21 protein-coding genes are annotated in these 18,643 nt (G+C 45.5%); 18 read left to right on the forward strand and 3 right to left on the reverse strand.

Features of this window, described 5'->3' with window-relative positions; all coding sequences use genetic code 11:
- Positions 1 to 4 precede the first annotated feature (4 nt).
- Positions 5 to 1,138, forward strand: coding sequence for a nitric oxide synthase oxygenase (locus tag LCM20_RS18465; RefSeq protein ID WP_225196972.1), 1,134 nt, complete (start codon positions 5 to 7; stop codon positions 1,136 to 1,138).
- 76 nt (positions 1,139 to 1,214) lie between these two features.
- Here LCM20_RS18465 and LCM20_RS18470 read toward each other — a convergent pair whose 3' ends face one another.
- On the reverse strand, positions 1,215 to 1,997 hold the full coding sequence (locus LCM20_RS18470) for a carbon-nitrogen family hydrolase (RefSeq protein ID WP_225196973.1): 783 nt from the start codon (positions 1,995 to 1,997) through the stop codon (positions 1,215 to 1,217).
- Between the two features lie 99 nt (positions 1,998 to 2,096).
- On the opposite strand from LCM20_RS18470, the gene LCM20_RS18475 reads away from it, so the two are divergent.
- The 6 genes from LCM20_RS18475 (at position 2,097) to LCM20_RS18500 (ending at position 8,200) form a co-directional block, all read left to right on the forward strand.
- The gene (locus LCM20_RS18475) at positions 2,097 to 3,842 is read left to right on the forward strand and encodes a sensor histidine kinase (protein WP_225196974.1); all 1,746 of its coding nucleotides are present in this window, start codon (positions 2,097 to 2,099) and stop codon (positions 3,840 to 3,842) included.
- Positions 3,839 to 4,561, forward strand: coding sequence for a LytR/AlgR family response regulator transcription factor (locus LCM20_RS18480; protein ID WP_225196975.1), 723 nt, complete (start codon positions 3,839 to 3,841; stop codon positions 4,559 to 4,561). Before LCM20_RS18475 ends, LCM20_RS18480 begins: the two co-directional genes overlap by 4 nt.
- A gap of 161 nt (positions 4,562 to 4,722) precedes the next feature.
- Positions 4,723 to 6,165, forward strand: coding sequence for a carbon starvation protein A (locus LCM20_RS18485; RefSeq protein ID WP_225196976.1), 1,443 nt, complete (start codon positions 4,723 to 4,725; stop codon positions 6,163 to 6,165).
- Between the two features lie 373 nt (positions 6,166 to 6,538).
- On the forward strand, positions 6,539 to 6,808 hold the full coding sequence (locus LCM20_RS18490; RefSeq protein WP_225196977.1) for a GNAT family N-acetyltransferase: 270 nt from the start codon (positions 6,539 to 6,541) through the stop codon (positions 6,806 to 6,808).
- 22 nt (positions 6,809 to 6,830) lie between these two features.
- On the forward strand, positions 6,831 to 7,298 hold the full coding sequence (locus LCM20_RS18495) for a GNAT family N-acetyltransferase (protein ID WP_225196978.1): 468 nt from the start codon (positions 6,831 to 6,833) through the stop codon (positions 7,296 to 7,298).
- A gap of 23 nt (positions 7,299 to 7,321) precedes the next feature.
- On the forward strand, positions 7,322 to 8,200 hold the full coding sequence (locus tag LCM20_RS18500; protein WP_225196979.1) for a diacylglycerol/lipid kinase family protein: 879 nt from the start codon (positions 7,322 to 7,324) through the stop codon (positions 8,198 to 8,200).
- A 115-nt stretch (positions 8,201 to 8,315) separates the two neighbouring features.
- Here the strand turns inward: LCM20_RS18500 and LCM20_RS18505 are convergent, their stop codons facing one another.
- On the reverse strand, positions 8,316 to 8,516 hold the full coding sequence (locus tag LCM20_RS18505) for a hypothetical protein (protein ID WP_225196980.1): 201 nt from the start codon (positions 8,514 to 8,516) through the stop codon (positions 8,316 to 8,318).
- A gap of 479 nt (positions 8,517 to 8,995) precedes the next feature.
- Here LCM20_RS18505 and LCM20_RS18510 point away from each other — a divergent pair, with 479 nt between their 5' ends.
- Positions 8,996 to 9,616: a lytic transglycosylase domain-containing protein gene (locus LCM20_RS18510; RefSeq protein WP_412098010.1), complete on the forward strand. Its 621-nt coding sequence runs from the start codon at positions 8,996 to 8,998 to the stop codon at positions 9,614 to 9,616.
- Positions 9,617 to 9,908: 292 nt separating this feature from the next.
- On the opposite strand, the gene LCM20_RS18515 is transcribed toward LCM20_RS18510, so the two are convergent.
- Positions 9,909 to 10,463, reverse strand: a complete 555-nt coding sequence (locus LCM20_RS18515; protein WP_225196981.1) for an NADPH-dependent FMN reductase — start codon at positions 10,461 to 10,463, stop codon at positions 9,909 to 9,911.
- Positions 10,464 to 10,676: 213 nt separating this feature from the next.
- On the opposite strand from LCM20_RS18515, the gene LCM20_RS18520 reads away from it, so the two are divergent.
- The 10 genes from LCM20_RS18520 (at position 10,677) to LCM20_RS18565 (ending at position 18,603) form a co-directional block, all read left to right on the forward strand.
- Positions 10,677 to 10,958, forward strand: a complete 282-nt coding sequence (locus LCM20_RS18520; RefSeq protein ID WP_225196982.1) for a YkvA family protein — start codon at positions 10,677 to 10,679, stop codon at positions 10,956 to 10,958.
- Positions 10,959 to 11,030: 72 nt separating this feature from the next.
- Positions 11,031 to 11,447: an organic hydroperoxide resistance protein gene (locus LCM20_RS18525; protein WP_225196983.1), complete on the forward strand. Its 417-nt coding sequence runs from the start codon at positions 11,031 to 11,033 to the stop codon at positions 11,445 to 11,447.
- A 180-nt stretch (positions 11,448 to 11,627) separates the two neighbouring features.
- The gene (locus LCM20_RS18530) at positions 11,628 to 11,915 is read left to right on the forward strand and encodes a hypothetical protein (protein WP_225196984.1); all 288 of its coding nucleotides are present in this window, start codon (positions 11,628 to 11,630) and stop codon (positions 11,913 to 11,915) included.
- A 77-nt stretch (positions 11,916 to 11,992) separates the two neighbouring features.
- Complete coding sequence (locus LCM20_RS18535; protein WP_225196985.1) at positions 11,993 to 12,604, forward strand: metal-dependent hydrolase; 612 nt, start codon at positions 11,993 to 11,995, stop codon at positions 12,602 to 12,604.
- Between the two features lie 181 nt (positions 12,605 to 12,785).
- Positions 12,786 to 13,826 carry an AimR family lysis-lysogeny pheromone receptor gene (locus LCM20_RS18540; protein ID WP_225196986.1) on the forward strand — a complete coding sequence of 347 codons (1,041 nt, stop codon included), beginning with the start codon at positions 12,786 to 12,788 and terminating at the stop codon, positions 13,824 to 13,826.
- Between the two features lie 58 nt (positions 13,827 to 13,884).
- Complete coding sequence (locus LCM20_RS18545; protein WP_225196987.1) at positions 13,885 to 14,097, forward strand: hypothetical protein; 213 nt, start codon at positions 13,885 to 13,887, stop codon at positions 14,095 to 14,097.
- Between the two features lie 191 nt (positions 14,098 to 14,288).
- Positions 14,289 to 15,605 (forward strand): DUF2254 domain-containing protein, encoded by a 1,317-nt coding sequence (locus LCM20_RS18550; protein ID WP_225196988.1) that lies wholly within the window; start codon positions 14,289 to 14,291, stop codon positions 15,603 to 15,605.
- 139 nt (positions 15,606 to 15,744) lie between these two features.
- Complete coding sequence (locus LCM20_RS18555) at positions 15,745 to 17,256, forward strand: BCCT family transporter (protein ID WP_225196989.1); 1,512 nt, start codon at positions 15,745 to 15,747, stop codon at positions 17,254 to 17,256.
- 144 nt (positions 17,257 to 17,400) lie between these two features.
- Positions 17,401 to 18,213: a DUF368 domain-containing protein gene (locus tag LCM20_RS18560; RefSeq protein ID WP_225196990.1), complete on the forward strand. Its 813-nt coding sequence runs from the start codon at positions 17,401 to 17,403 to the stop codon at positions 18,211 to 18,213.
- Positions 18,214 to 18,285: 72 nt separating this feature from the next.
- Positions 18,286 to 18,603, forward strand: a complete 318-nt coding sequence (locus LCM20_RS18565) for a thioredoxin family protein (RefSeq protein WP_225196991.1) — start codon at positions 18,286 to 18,288, stop codon at positions 18,601 to 18,603.
- The last annotated feature ends 40 nt before the right edge of the window (positions 18,604 to 18,643 follow it).

Genomic DNA, 18,643 nt, shown 5'->3' on the forward strand with positions numbered 1-18,643 from the left:
TAGGATGAAAGAGCGAGAACTTGCAGGAGGAGTTAAGATTTTGAATAAAGAACTCTATCAAGAAGCTGAATCGTTCATCCGCCAGTATTATAAGGAAAATGAGCTGCCTGATGTAGAGGAGCGTCTTTCTGATGTGAAGAAGCAAATCGAAGACACAGGCACTTATCAACATACGTATCATGAACTCGTTTATGGAGCAAAAGTAGCATGGCGTAACAGCAATCGCTGCATCGGCCGGCTCTTCTGGGAGAATTTAAACGTATTCGACCATAGAGAAGTGGATGATGAAGAAGCGATTTATCATGCGTTGCTTGAACATATCGACTTTGCCACCAATAAAGGTCGGATCCGTTCTACGATTTCGATTTTCCGCCCAAAGGTAGAGGAAAAAGAAATCCGTATTTGGAACCACCAGCTTGTCAGGTATGCGGGATACGAAGAAGATGGAGTGGTGACAGGTGACCCCGCCTCTGTCGAATTCACCAGGATGTGTCAGAAGCTCGGGTGGGAAGGAGAAGGAGGTTCGTTTGATGTTCTTCCTCTCGTCATACAAATCGACCATCATGAGCCGAAATGGTTCAACATACCATCTGAGAAGGTGATGGAAGTTCCCCTTCGTCACCCGGAATATGACTGGTTCGACGACCTCGAATTCAAGTGGTATGCCGTCCCGTTCATATCGGATATGCAGCTTGAGATTGGAGGCGTTGAGTACACAGCGGCGCCATTCAACGGCTGGTATATGGGGACGGAGATCGGTGCGCGGAACTTAGCTGACGAGTTCCGTTACAACCTTCTGCCTACCATTGCGGAAGGCATGGGACTGGATACGAAGCGCAATTCTTCCCTTTGGAAGGACCGTGCCCTCATCGAGCTGAACCAGGCTGTCCTTCACTCGTATCGAGAAGCGAAAGTGAGCATCGTCGATCACCACACGGCTGCTCAACAGTTTCAACTTTTCGAGAAGAAGGAGAACAAAGCAGACCGTCAGGCGACAGGAGACTGGACATGGCTGATTCCGCCTGTATCACCGGCTGCGACGAACATTTTCCATTCTTCCTATGAAGACAGAATGGATTCGCCGAATTATTTTTACCAGAAGGAAGCCTATAAAAAATGTCCGTTCCATTCGTCTTAAGGTTCATTAAAAATACGTAAATACTTTCACAATAGTATGCAAAAGGTCCCTTTGAATTCATCAAAGGGACCTTTTCTTATTCGTATAAACCTGGACGGCGGTCTTGGAAGATGGGGATTTGTTTGCGGATCGCTTCCACTTCTGAGAAGTCAACGTCTGCTTGAAGCGTTTCTTCTCCACCTCCGGCTTCTGCCACAACCGTTCCCCACGGATCGATGATGATAGAGTGCCCGCCGAAAGTATTGTCCGGATCTTTTCCGACGCGGTTACAGGCGATGACGAAGCATTGGTTTTCAATCGCCCGGCTGATGAGCAGAGCGCGCCAGTGATCCACACGAGGCTTCGGCCATTCTGCAACGACGAAAAGAGCTTGCGAACCGTCGAGCATATGGGTGCGGAGCCATTCTGGGAAGCGGATGTCATAGCAGATGACACCAGCAGCCGGAACCTCTCCGATTGGGAAATTCCCTTTTGTGTTTCCTGACTGTAAATATTTTTCCTCGTTCATCAAGCGGAATAGGTGAGCCTTCCGGTACTCGCTGACTCTTTCTCCAGATGGATCATACACGACCATCGTGTTGTAGAACTGATTTCCTTCCCGTTCTGCGATGGATCCGATGATGGTCACGTGGTGATCGGAGGCCAATGCACGAAGCATGTCGTGAGTCGGTCCATCCAACGTTTCTGCGATTTGTTCAAACCGTGACAAATCGTATCCCGTCGTCCACAGTTCAGGCAATACAATCACTGTACTGCCGTCTGCAGCGGCTTTTTTAATTTTCTTTTCAGCAGTTTTTCGGTTTTCTTCAGGGTTTCCGAAAGCGATGTCCATTTGAATAATCGCTATAGTTGTTTTCACCTTGATCACCTCATTTTCCTAAGTGTACCAAATGAGTGGTGTATATAAAACGTTTACACCCGTGGTACAATAAAGAAAAAATGAGAGGACGAGGATCGGATGTTTGAATTGTTTCTGCCTATGCTTGAGCGGTTAGGCATCATCGTAACGGTAGCGTTCATCATCACACGATTCCGGTTCTTCCGTGAACTGATCGATCGTAAAACGCTTAATGCCGGAGATCGTTATATGGCGATCGGTTTCTTCGGCTTGTTTGGAATCATAGGCACATACACCGGCATCACCTATGATATCACCACATTCGAATTCGGAAGCTGGGCGACGGATCTTTCGAATACAGAAGCGATTGCGAATTCGAGGGTCATTGGCGTGGTGGCAGCCGGTCTGTTTGGTGGATATAGGATTGGGATCGGAGCCGGAGTGATTGCTGGTCTCCACCGTTTTTCACTAGGGGGATTCACAGGATTCGCCTGCGGGATTTCAGCGGTAATCGCAGGATTGATTGCTGGCTTTTTCCACAAAAAAGATCAGCCGTTGAAGCTGAAGACGGCCTTATTCGTCGGTGCTCTTGCGGAGACGATCCAAATGGGGATCATTGTTCTAGTCGCGAAGCCTTTTGGACTTGCGCTCGGACTTGTGCAGGAAATCGGAGTTCCGATGATTCTTGCAAACGGACTGGGTTCGGCGCTCTTCCTGTTAATCATCCGTAATGTATTGAATGAAGAGGAAAAGGTCGGGGCTATTCAAGCTCAAAAAGCGTTGAGGCTTGCAGAGTCAACCATTTCCCATTTGAGAAAAGGACTGACGGAGGGTTCGGCACAAAAAGTGTGCCAAATCATCTATGAAGAGGTGAACGTGAGTGCCATTTCGATTACGGACCATGACAGAATTCTTGCGCATGTTGGACAGGCAGACGATCACCACCAATCTGGTGAAGTGATTCAGACGACAGCGACGAAGCGCGTCATTGAAAAAGGAGAGATGGTCGTGGCCGGGCATGAGGATATTCATTGCCAGCACGACGGCTGCCCGCTTGGTGCCGCGGTGATTGCGCCGCTTAAGCGCCGGAAGGAAGTCGTCGGAACGCTCAAGTTTTATGTGCGCTCAGAAAAGGAAGTCTCTAATGTCTTATTGGAGCTGATCCAGGGGTTGAGTGCCCTGCTTGGACAACAGCTCGAAATTGCAGAAGCCGAGAAAGCGCAGGAACTGGCTCGTGAGGCAGAGGTGAAGGCGCTGCAGGCGCAGGTCAATCCTCACTTCTTGTTCAACTCACTGAATGTGACGGTCTCGCTGATTCGCACCCAGCCTGACCTAGCGAGATCACTTCTTATTGCCCTTTCAAAATTCTTCCGACAGAACTTAGGGGCCACGACGAAGAAATGGACATCGCTTGAAGAAGAACTGAAGCATGTGAAATCGTATTTACTTATAGAAGAAACCCGGTTCGTCGATAAACTTCACGTAACCTATGAAGTGGAAGAGGAAGCCCTCCGTGTCAAAATCGCTCCGCTTACCTTGCAGCCTCTTGTAGAGAACTGCATCAAGCACGGAATCAAAGACCAGGACGGCGATTGTGAAATTACGATTCGAATCAAACGACAGAGTGACGGGGTTCGGATATCGATCATCGATAACGGAAGCGGCATCGAGCAGGAGCGTCTGCAGCAGCTGGGAGACACTCAGGTGGATTCTGAAAAAGGAACGGGGCTTGGGCTTTACAACGTAAATAAGCGTTTGGAGTACATGCATGGTAAGAAAGCGAAAATAAACATTGAAAGCAGGGAAGGAGAAGGAACGACGATTTCTTTTGTCATTCCTTTTCATGAAGAGGAGGTGTCCGCATGATTCGGGCATTGATTGTTGATGATGAACGATTCAGCCGGGATGAGCTCGTCTTTTTACTCTCCAAGCATGAGTCGATTGAGGTGGTTGGAGAGGCCGATTCAGGCGAAGTGGCAGTGATGAAGACAATCCAGCTGCAGCCGGATGTTCTGTTTCTGGACGTGGAAATGCCGAAGATGGACGGGATGGAAGTGGCGAAGTCTGTGCAGGGGTTGAAGAAGGTGCCGAGTATCGTATTCGCGACGGCTTACCCCGACTTTGCTGTGGAGGCCTTCCGTCATGAGGCCGTTGACTATTTATTGAAGCCTTTTGAAGAAGAGCAGTTGGCTGATGCCATCACTCGCCTTGAGAAGAAGCTGGTTCCTGATCAGCCGGTGACAGGCGACGCAAAACCATCGAAGCTCGCCATTGAAGGGGAGGACAATATTCATTATCTCGACCCTGACGATGTGTTGTATGTATTCCGGGAAGACCGTCTGACGAAAATCGTCACGAAGAGCCGCGTATATGAAACGAAGTGGCCGTTAAAAGAAGTAGAGTCCCGTCTTAAAGGGTATTCCTTCTTCCGCATTCATAAAAGTTATCTTGTTAATCTTCAATATATTGAAAAGCTCACCCCGTGGTTCAACGGGGCTTATCAGCTTGAGCTGTGTGGGAAAGAAGAGAAGTTGTCTGTCAGCCGCAATTATGTGAGAGATTTGCGCAAGAAACTTGAATTATAGTGTTGAGCGGGTCATTCGTACCTGCTCCCACCAATTTCAACCCTCTTTCACGACATGTTAATCGTATTCTACAACATCTTAGTCATAATTCAGACACATGTAAGCGTTATCCTGATACTCTTTATGTAAGCGATTACAGAAGAACGAGGGAGGAACCTTATATGATTACGTTTTTAGTGAGTATTGCACTTTTAATTGTTGGTTATTTTACTTACGGTAAATACGTAGAAAAGGTATTCGGCGTGAATGAGAAGCGCCCGACGCCTGCGTATTCTCACAATGATGGAGTAGACTATCTGCCGATGGGGCAGAAGCGAAACTCATTGATTCAATTATTAAACATTGCCGGTGTAGGTCCGATTTTCGGTCCGATTCTCGGAGCACTTTATGGACCGGTTGCATTCCTATGGATTGTATTAGGCTCCATCTTTGCCGGAGCGGTCCATGACTATCTGACAGGGATGATTTCGATTCGAAACCGCGGCGCCCACCTGCCGGAACTGGCGGGACGCTTCCTAGGAAAAGTGATGAAGCACGTGGTGAACGGTTTTGCGATCCTGCTTCTTGTCTTAGTTGGTACGGTGTTCGTTACAGCTCCTGCCGACCTGCTTCATAATTTGACGTCCGGCTGGCTGGCACTGCCGCTTATCCTTGGTGTCATCTTTGTGTACTACCTGCTTGCAACGATGCTTCCGATTGATAAAATCATCGGTCGTTTCTACCCGATCTTCGGAGCACTTCTTTTGATCAGTGCACTTGGAGTGGGTGTATCCCTTGTCGTCACAGGCGCACCAGTTCCTGAACTGACATTTGAAAACATGCACCCTGGAGGCGCAGCGATCTTCCCACTGTTATTCTTGACGATTTCTTGTGGAGCGCTGTCTGGCTTCCATGCTACACAGTCTCCAATCATTTCACGTACGACTCAACAGGAAAAACAAGGACGCCGCATTTTCTACGGCATGATGATTGCAGAAGGAATCATTGCGATGATCTGGGCCGCTGCTGCGATGAGCTTGTTCAACGGTTCAGTCGGATTGAACGAAGTACTGGCTAACGGAGGACCAGCGAATGTTGTAAGTGAAGTTTCCATTACAATGCTTGGAGCTGTTGGGGGTACGCTTGCAGTCATCGGAGTTATTATCCTTCCGATCACTTCTGGGGATACAGCTTTCCGTAGTGCACGTATGATCATTGCGGACTACTTGAATATCTCGCAGCGTAAAGTTGCAAACCGTATCTGGATTGCGCTTCCGATGTTTGTCATCTCTTTTGCTCTGACACGAATCGACTTTACGATTCTATGGAGATACTTCTCCTGGGCAAACCAGTCAACGGCTGTCATTGCCCTCTGGGTCGGCGCCATGTATCTATTCTTGTCGAAGAAGAATTACTGGATTGCCGCCGTACCTGCAACGTTCATGACGATGGCGACTTTCTCGTATATCTTGAATGCTCCGATCGGATTTAACCTGCCATGGGGTGTGACCTACCCACTTGCTGCAGTGATTACGGTAGCGATTGTCACAGTCTTCTTCATCGCCGCGCGACGTGGATTAAACAAAGATATTCCACTTGAAGAAGAGCTTAAGCCTACAGCCTGATGGGGTGCTGTAACCCAAACAGCTATAAGCAGGTCCAAAAACAGGAAGATGAGATCAATAAGAACGGAAATGATGACTTGCCTGTATGGTTTAAAACTGCATGTATGGTTGTAGTCGTATCGGTCATAATGGTTCTGATCTTTTGAATGAATAGGGGAGAAGCCCGGGGGATACATCGGAAATCGATGTGTTCTCCGGGTTTTGTAATTGGAACAGTCCGGATTATGTAGAGCATTGTATCGGTTCAGACGGCAAACGTTTTTTTGGGATGTGAGGCTGCATAAAAAGGTGATTCATTTTTCTCAAATATTTCTACGTGAAGCATAGCTATGAAAGAGAAAGGGTATGGTGAAGAGAGGAAGGAGGTCATCTTATGAGTGAGATTCATGAGAAAGAAGGACTTTTTTATGTTGGAGATGTTGAAGATCCCGTGGCCCATCTATCCTTTGAGGTACGTGATGGAGATATGGTGATCACAAGTACCGTCGTCGATCCGGACCAGCGGGAGCAGGGTCTTGGAACAGAGCTGATTGATTATGCTGTAAACTATGCACGAAAACATAAATTACTAATCGATCCGGCGTGTCCGTTTGCTGGTGAGGTGATAGGAAATACCCCGGAATATCAAATTGTGTTGAAATAGCTTGAGATGAGGAGGCGTTGTCGTGATTCTGGTTCGAGAACCGAAAGAGAAAGATTTGATGCACTTCACCCGATATGCCATCGAACACTTTCGTTTGACGCTGAAAAACGGTTCTTCCGAAGCTCCAGATAATGAAGCTTTGCGAGAGCGGAAGTTCTGGGCTGCAGACCAATTATTTGCGAATAGTGACCATCAGCGTCTTCTTGTGGCTGAACGCGAGGGAGAAGTGCTTGGCTACATTCTGGGTACTGTGGACCGGGATGTGAACGGTCGACTGTGTGGGTGTGTCGAAGAAATATTTGTAGATGAGTTTTACCGTAGAGAAGGGGTAGGGACAACGCTGTGTCGTGAATTGATGGAATGGATGCAGGGCAAAGAGGTAGAAGGCATCCGTCTCAATTTATTAGCCGGCTATCCTCGTGCAGCGGCCTTCTTTGAAGCGATTGGTTTCACTCCGCTTAACACGTTGTATAAATGGAATCCGGAATAAGTTGGAAAGAAGGGGGGATTTTTATGAAGAAAGCGATGCTGATCGTCAACCCATCCTCGGGGAAAGAAGAAGCCTTGGATTATGTAGAAGAAATTACTTCTATATTAAATGATAAGGGGTATGAGGTGGAAGTGGCGCAGACAGAGAAGGAATTGGATGCGACTGCATTCTGCCAAAGGGCCTGCCGTGACGAGTTTGATCTTGTCGTTTCCATGGGTGGAGATGGAACGTTGAATGAGACAATCAATGGAATGGTCGATCAAGACCATCGTCCACTTCTCGGTATCGTTCCACTAGGTACCGTGAATGATTTCGCAAGAGCCCTTCAAATTCCGCTGAAAACAGAGAAGGCGATAGAAGTACTCGGAACGGACGAACGGAAGTCGGTAGACATCGGTCAGTTCAACGACCGTTATTTCGTGAACATCTTCGCAGTCGGCGCTGTGGCGGAGGCTACGTATGAAGTGACGCCCGAGCAGAAGACGAAGTTCGGCGCCTTCGCTTATGTGATGGAAGGCTTTAAGACCATTACCGAACAGAGAAGTTACCCGCTTCGAATCGAGCATGACAACGGAGTATGGGAAGGGGATTCCTTTTTGTTCCTGGCGGCGCTCACGAACTCCACGGCGGGCTTTGAGAAGCTTTCACCAGAAGCTGAGGTCAACGATGGAGTGATGCATGGATACATTATCAAGAATGTAAGCTTAGTGAGGACAGCTACTATTTTGACAGCCATTCTGAGAGGGCAGTTGAAAGAAGAAGGAGATGTTGAATACTTCACCTCATCGAAGATTCGTGTCACGTCTCCAGAGAAAATGATGACCAATGTAGATGGGGAAGAAGGCGATCCACTTCCTGTAACGGCGAAAGTCCTGCCTTCCCATATAGAAGTTCTCGTCTGAACCATAAGCGGAATACAGCAAACAGGCTGTGTTCCGCTTTTTTTTGTGAAAAAGAACATGAAAAATGCGTGCTGCTGATCGCGGCACGCTGCGTGGTTAAGAGTGATAGGTGTTGCTAGCTCTTTGTGAAGAAGTGAAAAAAGCTGAATATGATAATGACGAAAGAAAAGAACGCGACGGCAATGACGCCAACATAGAAGAATAGGGTCGAGAAGAATTCTCCCAGTACTTCATCGGATAACAAAATGAGTGCAAACCCTGATAAGATCGCGGCGAGGTAAGTAAAGACGTGTTTATCGCTCTTGAAGTGCAACATATTACCACCTCCTTTACTCTATAGATATGATTCACCTAAGAATAAAAGAAGTCGTGAATAATAAAAAAACCTTTCTGCAGGTTTCAGAAAGGTTTGGACGTCCCTGACTCCTGGTTGAGGGGGACAGAATATGAGATCTACGATTTTCTTTTCCACTTGAAAAAGAAGGTGATATAGACAAAAGAGACACTTGATCACTGTGCGTTAAAAAATCGGTTGACTAGACCGGATTAGAATAGGATCAACGGATACTGTCGCTTTTGCTCTGTCTATTATTATATCACCGTGGGTTTCCGCTCGCTTTGGGAAAATTGTTGTTAAAACACACGATTGAGTGAGGGGTGTTGAGAAAAATTTTCTCAAGTTTCTAGGTTGATTACGTGTTGCAGGAAAAAAGCAGGGAAGGTATGTTCTCATGTTGTGGCAGAATGTGGGGTAAGGTAGAATGATGATATACATATCAAAACGAGGTGGAAACAGTGGATTTGAATAAGATGCAGCACTTGATTCAAATGCAGAGTATGTCGATTATGAGTGGGAATTCAGCTGACAGTTTTTCGAGCGGAATACGGGATATGGCTTTTCAAAGCATGTTGGAAGCGGCTATGAGCCAGGGACCAAAGGCTCCAACCAACCGAAGTTTCACAGCTGTCGACCTTTTTCAAACGTATCCTCCCGAAACGACGGCAGGGGTGGAGAGTGTTAAGCCGAAAAAGGTTGAAGTGAAAGATTCTGAAATCGACGCCATGATTGCCAAAGCTTCTGAAGCCTATGGAGTAGACGCGGACTTGATCAGATCAGTGGTCAAAGCGGAGTCGAATTTCGACGCGGACGTTGTCAGTCATGCAGGGGCGCAGGGGCTGATGCAGCTTATGCCGGCAACAGCACGTGGTCTCGGTGTATCTGATCCGTTCGACCCGGAGCAGAACATCATGGGAGGGACAAAATACTTGAAGCAGATGCTGGATAAGTATGACGGGGACTCCAAACTTGCCTTAGCGGCCTACAACGCAGGTCCTGGTAATGTCGATAAATACGGTGGAGTACCGCCATTCCAAGAAACCCAGCACTACGTACGAAAAGTACTAGACTTTGTCTGAGATCCTTGGGAACTCAGACAAAGTCTTCGGGGATTTCGCCGTGGTTCGTGCATCCCGTAGAAGTCTCGCCATTTTCCGCCACTGTACGAAAGTAGCGGGAAGAGAACCGAGCAGGGATATGGAAAGTGGAACGTCATTCTGTGCCATATTCGCCTTTTCCGGACGGTAGCATAAGAGGTTCCGTCTCTCCTTCATAAAGTTGTTTCGCCAACACCGATTCTCAAACTATATAAGAACCGATGGGACTTTCTCGACAACCTGATAAAAAAGACCTCTTCGAAAGAGGTCTTTTCTAATGCTTATCTGGTTCGATTTCACGGCTCATCTGCATGTATTGGTTAAAGACACGTGTCATTTCCTTCAGGCGGTTGCGGACGTCTTCATCGATCAGCTCACCTTGTGTTGAAAAATGGTTGGTATGTGTGTACACGTAATTTGGTGTCACCATACAGCGGAAATAGTTCAAAATCGGCTTCAGCTGATTCTCGATGACGAGATGGTGCTGTAAGGTTCCGCCGTTTGCTACAATGGAGACAGGCTTGTAACGCATAGCCAGCGGTGAAACGGCATCGAACACATTCTTCAAGGTGCCAGGTATCGATCCTTGGAAGATCGGTGTCGCAATGACGTAAGCATCAGCTTCTTCTACTTCTCGGATAAGCTGCTGCATGTCTTCGTTATATTCTTCGGCGGGACGACCATCGACAAATTGTAGTTCGTAATCTTCAAGGTTGATGATTTTGGTTTCGTGGTGATCCGGGAGCTGCTTGATATCCTGTTGAATTTCTTCAAGCAGAACCCGCGTTTTCGAACCAACGATCGTTCCGTTAAGAAGTAAGATTTTCATGATCGTTTCTCCCCTTTATGTCTTAAAACTTAAGGTGTGTAAGTTTTATGTGTGTAATTAGGATATGTACATCGGCTTTTGAGGTTCATGGTACTAGTATCTCTCATTCTTCTTCCAATGTTAAATCATACGTTCGTATTTCGCAATTTGCATGGAAGCAAGGGTAATGGACAAGCGATTCGGGTAAATGGATAATAGGAGAGGAGGGATGGAATGATTAAGTTTTGGCGACGAATCAAATTTATATTCAATGTAAGAAAGTCCATTCCTTTCTTGAACCAATTTTTCAGATCGAAAGAAGTAAGCCTGGATAAGAAATTGTTATCAGTAGGTTTTTTGATTTTCTACCTTCTGTTCCCCTGGGATGTCATTCCGGATTTTCTTGTGTTTCTAGGTATTGTCGATGATCTAGCTGTTTTCACCTTCATTCTGCAGTTGATGGTGAAGATGGCACCTGAATCTTTAAAGGAACAATATCATCTGGAAGAGAAGTAAAGATGTTTAAAAGGACAAGCAATGAGGAAAAGTATTGTTGTTGATGATAATACCATTCAAGGAGTGATGTTCATGAGTAATGTAATGTTTACAGCACATGCTACAGCAAAAGGCGGCCGTGACGGTCACGTTAAATCAGATGATGGCTTAGTTGATGTAAATCTATCAACACCTGGTGAAGGTTCAGATAAGGGCTCAAACCCTGAACAGCTGTTTGCAGCAGGTTATTCTTCATGCTTCGATGGTGCGTTGAACTTAATGGCAAGCAAGCAGAAGAAGGAAATCGAGTCAGAGACGACAGCAGACGTCAGCCTTCTAAAAGATGAATCAGACAACGGCTTCAAAATCGGTGTTGTTCTGAACGTCCGCGTGAAAGGTGTTTCTCAGGAAGAAGCAGAAGCATTAGTGGAAAAAGCTCATGAATTCTGCCCGTATTCTAAAGCGACAAGAGGAAATATCGACGTAGAATTAAATACACAAGCTGTCTAATAAATAGCTAAAAGCCTTGCTGCAGGAGCAATCCTGAAGCAAGGCTTTTTATAATGGAAAAAGATACAGCATTCGTTTCTTTTCTGCCTTTTCTTCCAGACTTCACGTGGAACATCAAGGTTTTTCCTTTTGTAAAGGCGTGAGGATATGGTACTTTTAAATCGAAGGAGAGGAGCAGTCATGGAAATAACCGATCAAGCACGCGACTTGTTAAACCAAATACTTGAAGAAGAATCTGGAACACTGCGTTTATTTTTTGCGGGGTTCGGTTGCGGTGAGCCCGATATCGGGATGACCATCGGCGAACCTGAAGCAGATGATGAACTGCATTATATCAACTCGATTCCCGTTGCTATTGATCAGCGGATTGCCCACTTAACGGAACCATTGACGATTGAAGGTAAACAAACGATGGAAGGGCCGAAGTTTCAAATACTAGGTCTTCCTGAAAAGAATTGTGACGATTAAAAACCCGCACATGGTGTGGGTTTCTTTATCGTTGTAAGGCTTACACCATTTGCTACTCGGAAAGGATTCAAGACATCATGTTGGCATCAGGACACCAGGTTGTTGGATTTACATTTGGGATGGGAGCGGTCATGTGGATTCCCTACACGGAAGTATCGACCGCACAGCCCTTTCCCACGCTATTATTTTTCTCTTTTGTACTCGTAGGATCATTGCTTCCGGATATTGATACACCTAAGTCCAAAATCGGTCAGAAATTCTGGCGGGGACTTGTCATTGTATTAGCCCTTGCTCTATTGGGGTATTTATTTGCACCTACATATATTGATCATTACCGGGATGAGCTGAAGGTTTTCGTTATGATGCTCCTGCCTGTACTCGTGATGGTACGGGGCCACCGGAAAATGACGCACTCATTACTGTTTCTGGTCCTGCTTGTATTTTACAGCTATCTGATCGAGATGTGGAGCGGCATTACGTGGTTTTACTTAAGTGGACTTCTGATCGGGGTCGCCTCTCATTTATTTGCAGATTCCCTGACGAAACGCGGGATCCCGCTGGCTTATCCTTTCTCGAAAAAATACACACGCTTCTTTGTTACGTTCCGAACGGGTTCCAATGTTGAACGGATTCTCGTCTATTCACTGGTTGTTTGGAACATTTGGGTGCTGATCAATCAGCTTCTGTAATTTGATCCCCTTTATGCCTGTTTGGCATAAGGGGGATTTTTGTATAGGTAGAGAAATTTGTCGATTACCATCGACCTATATCATATTATGAAATAAAGTGTAAATTTTGAAAAAATAGTTATTAATTACTAGACTTTCGATCGCCGAAATATTACAATTTACGTATTAAGAGGAAAGGTTGATGGCGATGAAAGACTACCAGGTCCTGAAGCCGAAAGCAATTCAAACCTTACAAATGGACTACGATTCAATAGTCTATGACGTATATTTGGACAAGCTGCGGAATTTTTCAAAAGAAGAGGCTGTTGAACAGACGAGAGCTTTTTGTCTGATAATGCGGTCCCACAATATTGAAGATCAAATTGCTTGTCTTGAATTTCTGTATATGAATGATTTTATTGAAGATGTCGTTCAGGTTCTTAATTCAGGTGTTTTGAACGATGATGTTAAATTGCTGTACAGGATGACAATGGAACGATTAGGGTCCTCTTATGAGCAATCCCTTCACTGGTTGAAATCCCTGCATTTTTCACACCCCTCTTTACACTGTCTTCACCAAGCCATCATGGCTTACCGCTACTTTGATATGAACATGTATCAAGGGCTGGATGGTTATATTGAGAGTTATGACCAAGCACTCCAACAAGTAAATGAACCACTTGCTTTGTATTTCTTTGAGAGACGTTATCATGAACTGCTCTTTCATTATTATTGGAAATCGAACCATATCCTCCTTGCGAGAAGATATGCTTACAAACTGATTAATAAGGAGTTATCTCCAAGAAAAAAGACTACCATCCTCCATTATTTAACATTAACCTATGCATTTGAAAGTTATGAAGTGGCAATGGGGCATGCTTATGAAGCTCTCCATTATGCGGAAGAGCACAACCAAGTAAAACAGATTCCTTCTCTGAAGCATCGTACCATTCCATTTATTGCAGCTCTACATAGACAAACAGCGGATGTTACCACACCTGATTTTGTAGAGACTGCTCATTTAGCCATTGCAGATGGCAGGTATGAGGAAGGGGCGGCAATGCTTCAATCATTTGAGGATCTAACCCCATTTCAAGAATGTTATTTAGGCTTTGCTTTGCGGGATGAGAAAATGATCTATAACTCAGAGCGCCGTTTTATCGATGAAAGGGGAGATCGATTCTTTGCACAATTGTCTCATGAATATAGGAGGAGATTAAAAGGTGATGAGTTCTTCGTGTAGAAAAGGGCCTCTGCACGTGAGGATTTAAATATATGAAACTTAAGGAGGGCATTAAGATATGAGAAAGTTGTTTGTAGGTGCATTATTGGCATTGTTTCTTGTCGTAGGCAGTTTTTCATTCACTCCTCTAGCCGCTAACGAAGATCCGGGAGATCCAGGGATTGGCAATGTTGAGCCGGTAGATACGAGTGATTCAGGTGATGAACCTTCCTTTGATCCGGATGGAGTGGTTCAACCATCCTCAGATCCGGGAGACCCGGGCATCGGTTAATAAATCGTGCAGTCGGACCATGATCAATGGTTCCGGCTGTTTTTTTATGGCTTCTTCCTTACTCCTAGACCATTCGAACGCCTTCCCTTCACTCAAATCCCATTATTTTCAAGAATAAGGATGCGAAAATCTAGATGTAGAGTATGATGAAAAGGGAAAGAGTAGGTAGAGAGACAGAAGGAGGAGCTTCGATGAACAGAGAGAAGATGTGGGTAAACATACGTGACAGTTTTTGGTTTCTTCCTGCGTTGTATAGTGCGATATCCATTCTAATGGTCATTCTGACAAGTGCACTGGACGTATGGGTGGTTCCGAAAATAGAAGAAAGTCTGCCTAAGGTATTTTTTACAGAGAAGAGTGTAGCACAAACCTTGTACGGCTCGTTGATCACGTCGATTCTGACAATGACGACAATCAGTTTTTCAACGATTATGGTCGTGTTGACGACTTATACAACGCAGTTTTCCCCACGAACCCTTCAGGATTTCATGAGGAGTCGTGTGACCCAGCACGTGCTGGGGGTCTATTCTTTTGGCTTTGTGTTCTCGCTGATCAATTTACTGCTGCTCGGAAGTGAGAAAAGCCAGGGGCTGCTCAGTCCTTTTATTACCGTCTTCATTTCGATTGTATGTCTCGCCTTTTTCATCATCTTCATTCACCATTCCTCGAGATTCGTTCAAGTAAATAATTTGATCGGGAAGATTCGCACGGATACGTCGGATGTCATTGCGAAGACGTTTGACGAGAAAGATTATCATGAAAACGTAGAATGGAACCCGGCGGAGATCGATCAATACAAGGAGAGGGAGCCGTCCGTGATTACAGCTTCTGAATCAGGATATCTTCAAGGCATTCAAATCGATGGATTACTGCGTGCTGCCAAGCAGCAGGATCTGCTTCTTGAAGCGACCTTCCAAGTAGGAAGCTATATTCAAAAAGGAGTTCCGCTGTTTTATTACTGGGAAAAAGGGGAGGACGCCGAGTCTCCTGACGACTGTTTAGATTACTTGCTGATCGGCAATGAGCGGACGGATATTCAAGATATTGAGTTTTCGATTCAAAAACTTGTGGAAATTGCCGTCAAGGCCATTTCACCGAGCATTAATGATCCTCATACAGCCGTCAACTGCATCAATCGCATCGGCTCACTTCTTTCGGAACTAGCTGAGGTTCATAAACCCATTCGTTATTATGCCGACCAAGACAATCATCTACGGCTGATCATGGAGCCGAAAGAGTTCAGCGACTATTTGTATAAGAGCTTCTACCAGATCCGCATCTATGGGAAACAAGACTTGACCGTGATGAACGGCGTCCTGGAGGCCCTCCATAATATCGCGATTGTTCATAAAGGAACGGTTAAAGAAGATACGTGGCGATTCGGGAAGTATATGATTGAGTCTGTCGATACCAACGAGTTGAATGAGCTGGATTATGAGCGTTTTTACAACCATGCTAAGCGGCTTGCCGATGAATGCGAAGAAGAAATGACGCTTCCCCCTTTGTGAAAACAGAGGGGATTTTATTGTAGGTAATATTCCTCTCTCTGTTTATATTTTCCTACCCAGGGTACATAAAATTATACCTCGTGTCATTATTTCACGAAAATAGTCAACGAGGAGAACAGGATGAGGAAAGGAGAAGTCGATGAACAAAGTTACTTCGGTTTTTTGGATTACATTAGCCATCGCTTTATTCGGTGTGGTTTGGGGGTCCGTTGCACCTGAGAACTTACAAACCATCACCGGCGAGATCCAGTCCTGGATTTCCACCCACTTCGGATGGTATTACTTACTCATTGTCACAGGTTTTGTTGTTTTCTGTCTTTATATGATTGTAAGTCCGTACGGTAAGATCATACTCGGGAAACCTGATGATAAGCCTGACTACAACTATGCGACATGGTTCGCGATGTTGTTCAGCGCAGGAATGGGAATTGGACTTGTCTTCTGGGGAGCGGCAGAGCCGATTTACTTTTATGCTACGAATGCTCCTACGGCTGAAACGGGCACAGACCAGGCCATGAATGAGGCCATGCAGTTCGTGTACTTGCACTGGGGTGTTCACGCCTGGGGTATTTATGCGATTGTCGCATTAGTCCTCGCCTACTTTAAATTCAGACACGATGCACCTGCTTTGATCAGTTCCACGCTTAAACCGATTTTCGGAAGCGCAATGGACGGTCCCTGGGGTAAACTGGTCGATGTTGTAGCTGTATTTGCGACCATTATCGGGGTTGCCACAACGCTCGGATTCGGTGCTTCACAAATCAACGGTGGATTGACCTTCCTGACATCCATTGAGAACAGCTTCGGTGTGCAGTTGATCATTATCTTGATTGTAACGGTCCTGTTTATGGCTTCGGCTTATACAGGCTTAAGTAAAGGAATCAAATATTTGAGTAACACGAACATGATTTTAGCCCTGCTTCTTATTGCTTTGATGTTCATCTTAGGCCCCACACTTTACATCTTGAATGTCTTCACAGATTCCATCGGCGCTTACTTACAAAACCTTCCTTCCATGAGTTTCCGGACGGCGCCAAACAGTGAAGAGAATCGTCAGTGGATCAATTCATGGACCGTCTTCTACTGGGCATGGTGGATTTCATGGTCTCCATTCGTCGGGATCTTTATCGCCCGTGTATCCAAAGGCCGTTCGATCCGTGAATTTCTATCCGGTGTGTTATTAGTTCCATCGGTTGTTGGGTTTCTATGGTTCTCCACGTTCGGTTCTTCTGCTATTGAAGCTCAACGTGGCGGAGCTGGTATCGCTGATCTTGCGACAGAACAAGCGATGTTCGGAACGTTTGACCAGTATCCACTTGGATTATTGATGTCCATTATCGCGATGACGTTGATTGGAACATTCTTTATTACATCAGCCGATTCCGCGACATTTGTACTTGGAATGCAGACAACCAACGGCTCATTGACACCTCCAACGATGGTGAAGTTCGCCTGGGGTATCATTCAGTCCTCCATGGCTGCCGTCCTTCTGTACTCAGGTGGATTACAAGCCCTTCAGAACGCGTTGATTTCCGCAGCCTTCCCGTTCTCGTTCATCATGATTCTCATGGTGGTTTCGCTTTATAAAGCATTACGGGCAGACAAAGCTGCGATTGATCGGGAACAAAAAACAGAGAAAAATTCAGCTTAACTTAAGATAAGAGGCACAAACTCCTGTACGGGGGTTTGTGTCTGTCTTATTTAGAAGAAAAAATCTAATAATAGACGCATGATTGCTTACATATTTTTGTTAAAATAGAGAAGCATGTTGAAATTGTAAAGGAGATCTGAATGTATGTGGGAATGGAGAAATATTTATAGAGGTATGCTCATGGGGGCAAGTGACATCGTTCCTGGTGTGAGTGGTGGAACCATTGCGGTCGTGTTGGGGATTTACGATCGCTTAATCGAAGCCATCAACGGGCTGTTCAGTAAAGAGTGGAAAGAGCATTTGAAGTTCCTGATTCCTTTAGGGCTTGGAGTAGGGACAGCCATTCTACTGCTGGCGAACCTCATCAACTTCTTGTTTGATAATTATCCTGAGCCGACACAGTACTTTTTCCTTGGATTGATAATCGGAGTGCTGCCATATTTGACTCATAAGGCAGACATGAAGCACAACTTTCACGGGAAGCACTACGGCATTTTAATTTTAGGTGCCATTATTGTCGGATCGATGGCTTTCTTCCAGACAGCAGAGACCGATCCGATTGAAAACTTCTCAGCCTCGACGTATGTTCTGTTGTTCTTCTCAGGATTTATCGCCAGTAGTGCGATGATTCTTCCGGGGATCAGCGGTTCGTTCATCTTGTATTTGATCGGTATCTATTCGACGGTGACGACAGGTATTGAAGAGTTCAATTTCACCATCATCGGTGTTGTGGGAGTCGGAATTGTACTGGGGATCATCTCGATGAGTAAAATCGTTAAGTACTTCCTTGAGAACCATACTTCAGGAACCTTCGCGCTCATCATCGGTCTTGTCATAGGGTCTGTGTTTGTTGTGTTCCCAGGAATTCCGGAAATGCAGACGCTGATCGTAAGTGTCGTCACATTCCTAGGAGGACTGCTGGCAGCGTGGCTTCTCGGCCGTGTAGAATATAAGTAAGCACATGATAAGACAAATCTTCCTGATTCCCTTATCATGGAATCAGACTTTATTGAAAAAGGAGAATGACCAATGGAATCCATTCATAAATTAGAAACGTTCAATGAAACCATCAACAGCCAAGAGCCTGTCATTGTGAAATTCCAAGCCGATTGGTGCCCGGATTGCCGACGCATGGATATGTTTATCGGGGACATCCTTGAGGAATATAACCAATACAATTGGTACGACGTGAACCGCGATGAACTTCCGGAAGTTGCTGAGAAATACGAAGTAATGGGTATTCCGAGCCTGTTGATTTTCAAAGAAGGCGAGAAAATCGCGCACTTGCACAGCGCGAACGCGAAGACGCCTGAAGAAGTTCAAGAGTTTTTACAAGCGAGTTTGTAAGACAGCGTCCACATGGCTTTCCATGTGGGCGTTTTGTATA

This window comes from Halobacillus litoralis, from assembly GCF_020171725.1.
GTDB lineage: Bacteria > Bacillota > Bacilli > Bacillales > Halobacillaceae > Halobacillus > Halobacillus litoralis_F.

What these genes read in the sequence shown, in the direction of transcription:
- LCM20_RS18545 (WP_225196987.1), top strand. Translation starts at nt 13,885, where the DNA reads ATGAGAAAGTTGTTTGTAGGTGCATTATTGGCATTGTTTCTTGTCGTA.
- LCM20_RS18465 (WP_225196972.1), top strand. Translation starts at nt 5, where the DNA reads ATGAAAGAGCGAGAACTTGCAGGAGGAGTTAAGATTTTGAATAAAGAA.
- LCM20_RS18500 (WP_225196979.1), top strand. Translation starts at nt 7,322, where the DNA reads ATGAAGAAAGCGATGCTGATCGTCAACCCATCCTCGGGGAAAGAAGAA.
- LCM20_RS18550 (WP_225196988.1), top strand. Translation starts at nt 14,289, where the DNA reads ATGAACAGAGAGAAGATGTGGGTAAACATACGTGACAGTTTTTGGTTT.
- LCM20_RS18540 (WP_225196986.1), top strand. Translation starts at nt 12,786, where the DNA reads ATGGCGATGAAAGACTACCAGGTCCTGAAGCCGAAAGCAATTCAAACC.
- LCM20_RS18505 (WP_225196980.1), bottom strand. Translation starts at nt 8,516, where the DNA reads ATGTTGCACTTCAAGAGCGATAAACACGTCTTTACTTACCTCGCCGCG.
- LCM20_RS18560 (WP_225196990.1), top strand. Translation starts at nt 17,401, where the DNA reads ATGTGGGAATGGAGAAATATTTATAGAGGTATGCTCATGGGGGCAAGT.
- LCM20_RS18525 (WP_225196983.1), top strand. Translation starts at nt 11,031, where the DNA reads ATGAGTAATGTAATGTTTACAGCACATGCTACAGCAAAAGGCGGCCGT.
- LCM20_RS18520 (WP_225196982.1), top strand. Translation starts at nt 10,677, where the DNA reads ATGATTAAGTTTTGGCGACGAATCAAATTTATATTCAATGTAAGAAAG.
- LCM20_RS18555 (WP_225196989.1), top strand. Translation starts at nt 15,745, where the DNA reads ATGAACAAAGTTACTTCGGTTTTTTGGATTACATTAGCCATCGCTTTA.
- LCM20_RS18490 (WP_225196977.1), top strand. Translation starts at nt 6,539, where the DNA reads ATGAGTGAGATTCATGAGAAAGAAGGACTTTTTTATGTTGGAGATGTT.
- LCM20_RS18475 (WP_225196974.1), top strand. Translation starts at nt 2,097, where the DNA reads ATGTTTGAATTGTTTCTGCCTATGCTTGAGCGGTTAGGCATCATCGTA.
- LCM20_RS18485 (WP_225196976.1), top strand. Translation starts at nt 4,723, where the DNA reads ATGATTACGTTTTTAGTGAGTATTGCACTTTTAATTGTTGGTTATTTT.
- LCM20_RS18535 (WP_225196985.1), top strand. Translation starts at nt 11,993, where the DNA reads ATGTTGGCATCAGGACACCAGGTTGTTGGATTTACATTTGGGATGGGA.
- LCM20_RS18565 (WP_225196991.1), top strand. Translation starts at nt 18,286, where the DNA reads ATGGAATCCATTCATAAATTAGAAACGTTCAATGAAACCATCAACAGC.
- LCM20_RS18480 (WP_225196975.1), top strand. Translation starts at nt 3,839, where the DNA reads ATGATTCGGGCATTGATTGTTGATGATGAACGATTCAGCCGGGATGAG.
- LCM20_RS18530 (WP_225196984.1), top strand. Translation starts at nt 11,628, where the DNA reads ATGGAAATAACCGATCAAGCACGCGACTTGTTAAACCAAATACTTGAA.
- LCM20_RS18515 (WP_225196981.1), bottom strand. Translation starts at nt 10,463, where the DNA reads ATGAAAATCTTACTTCTTAACGGAACGATCGTTGGTTCGAAAACGCGG.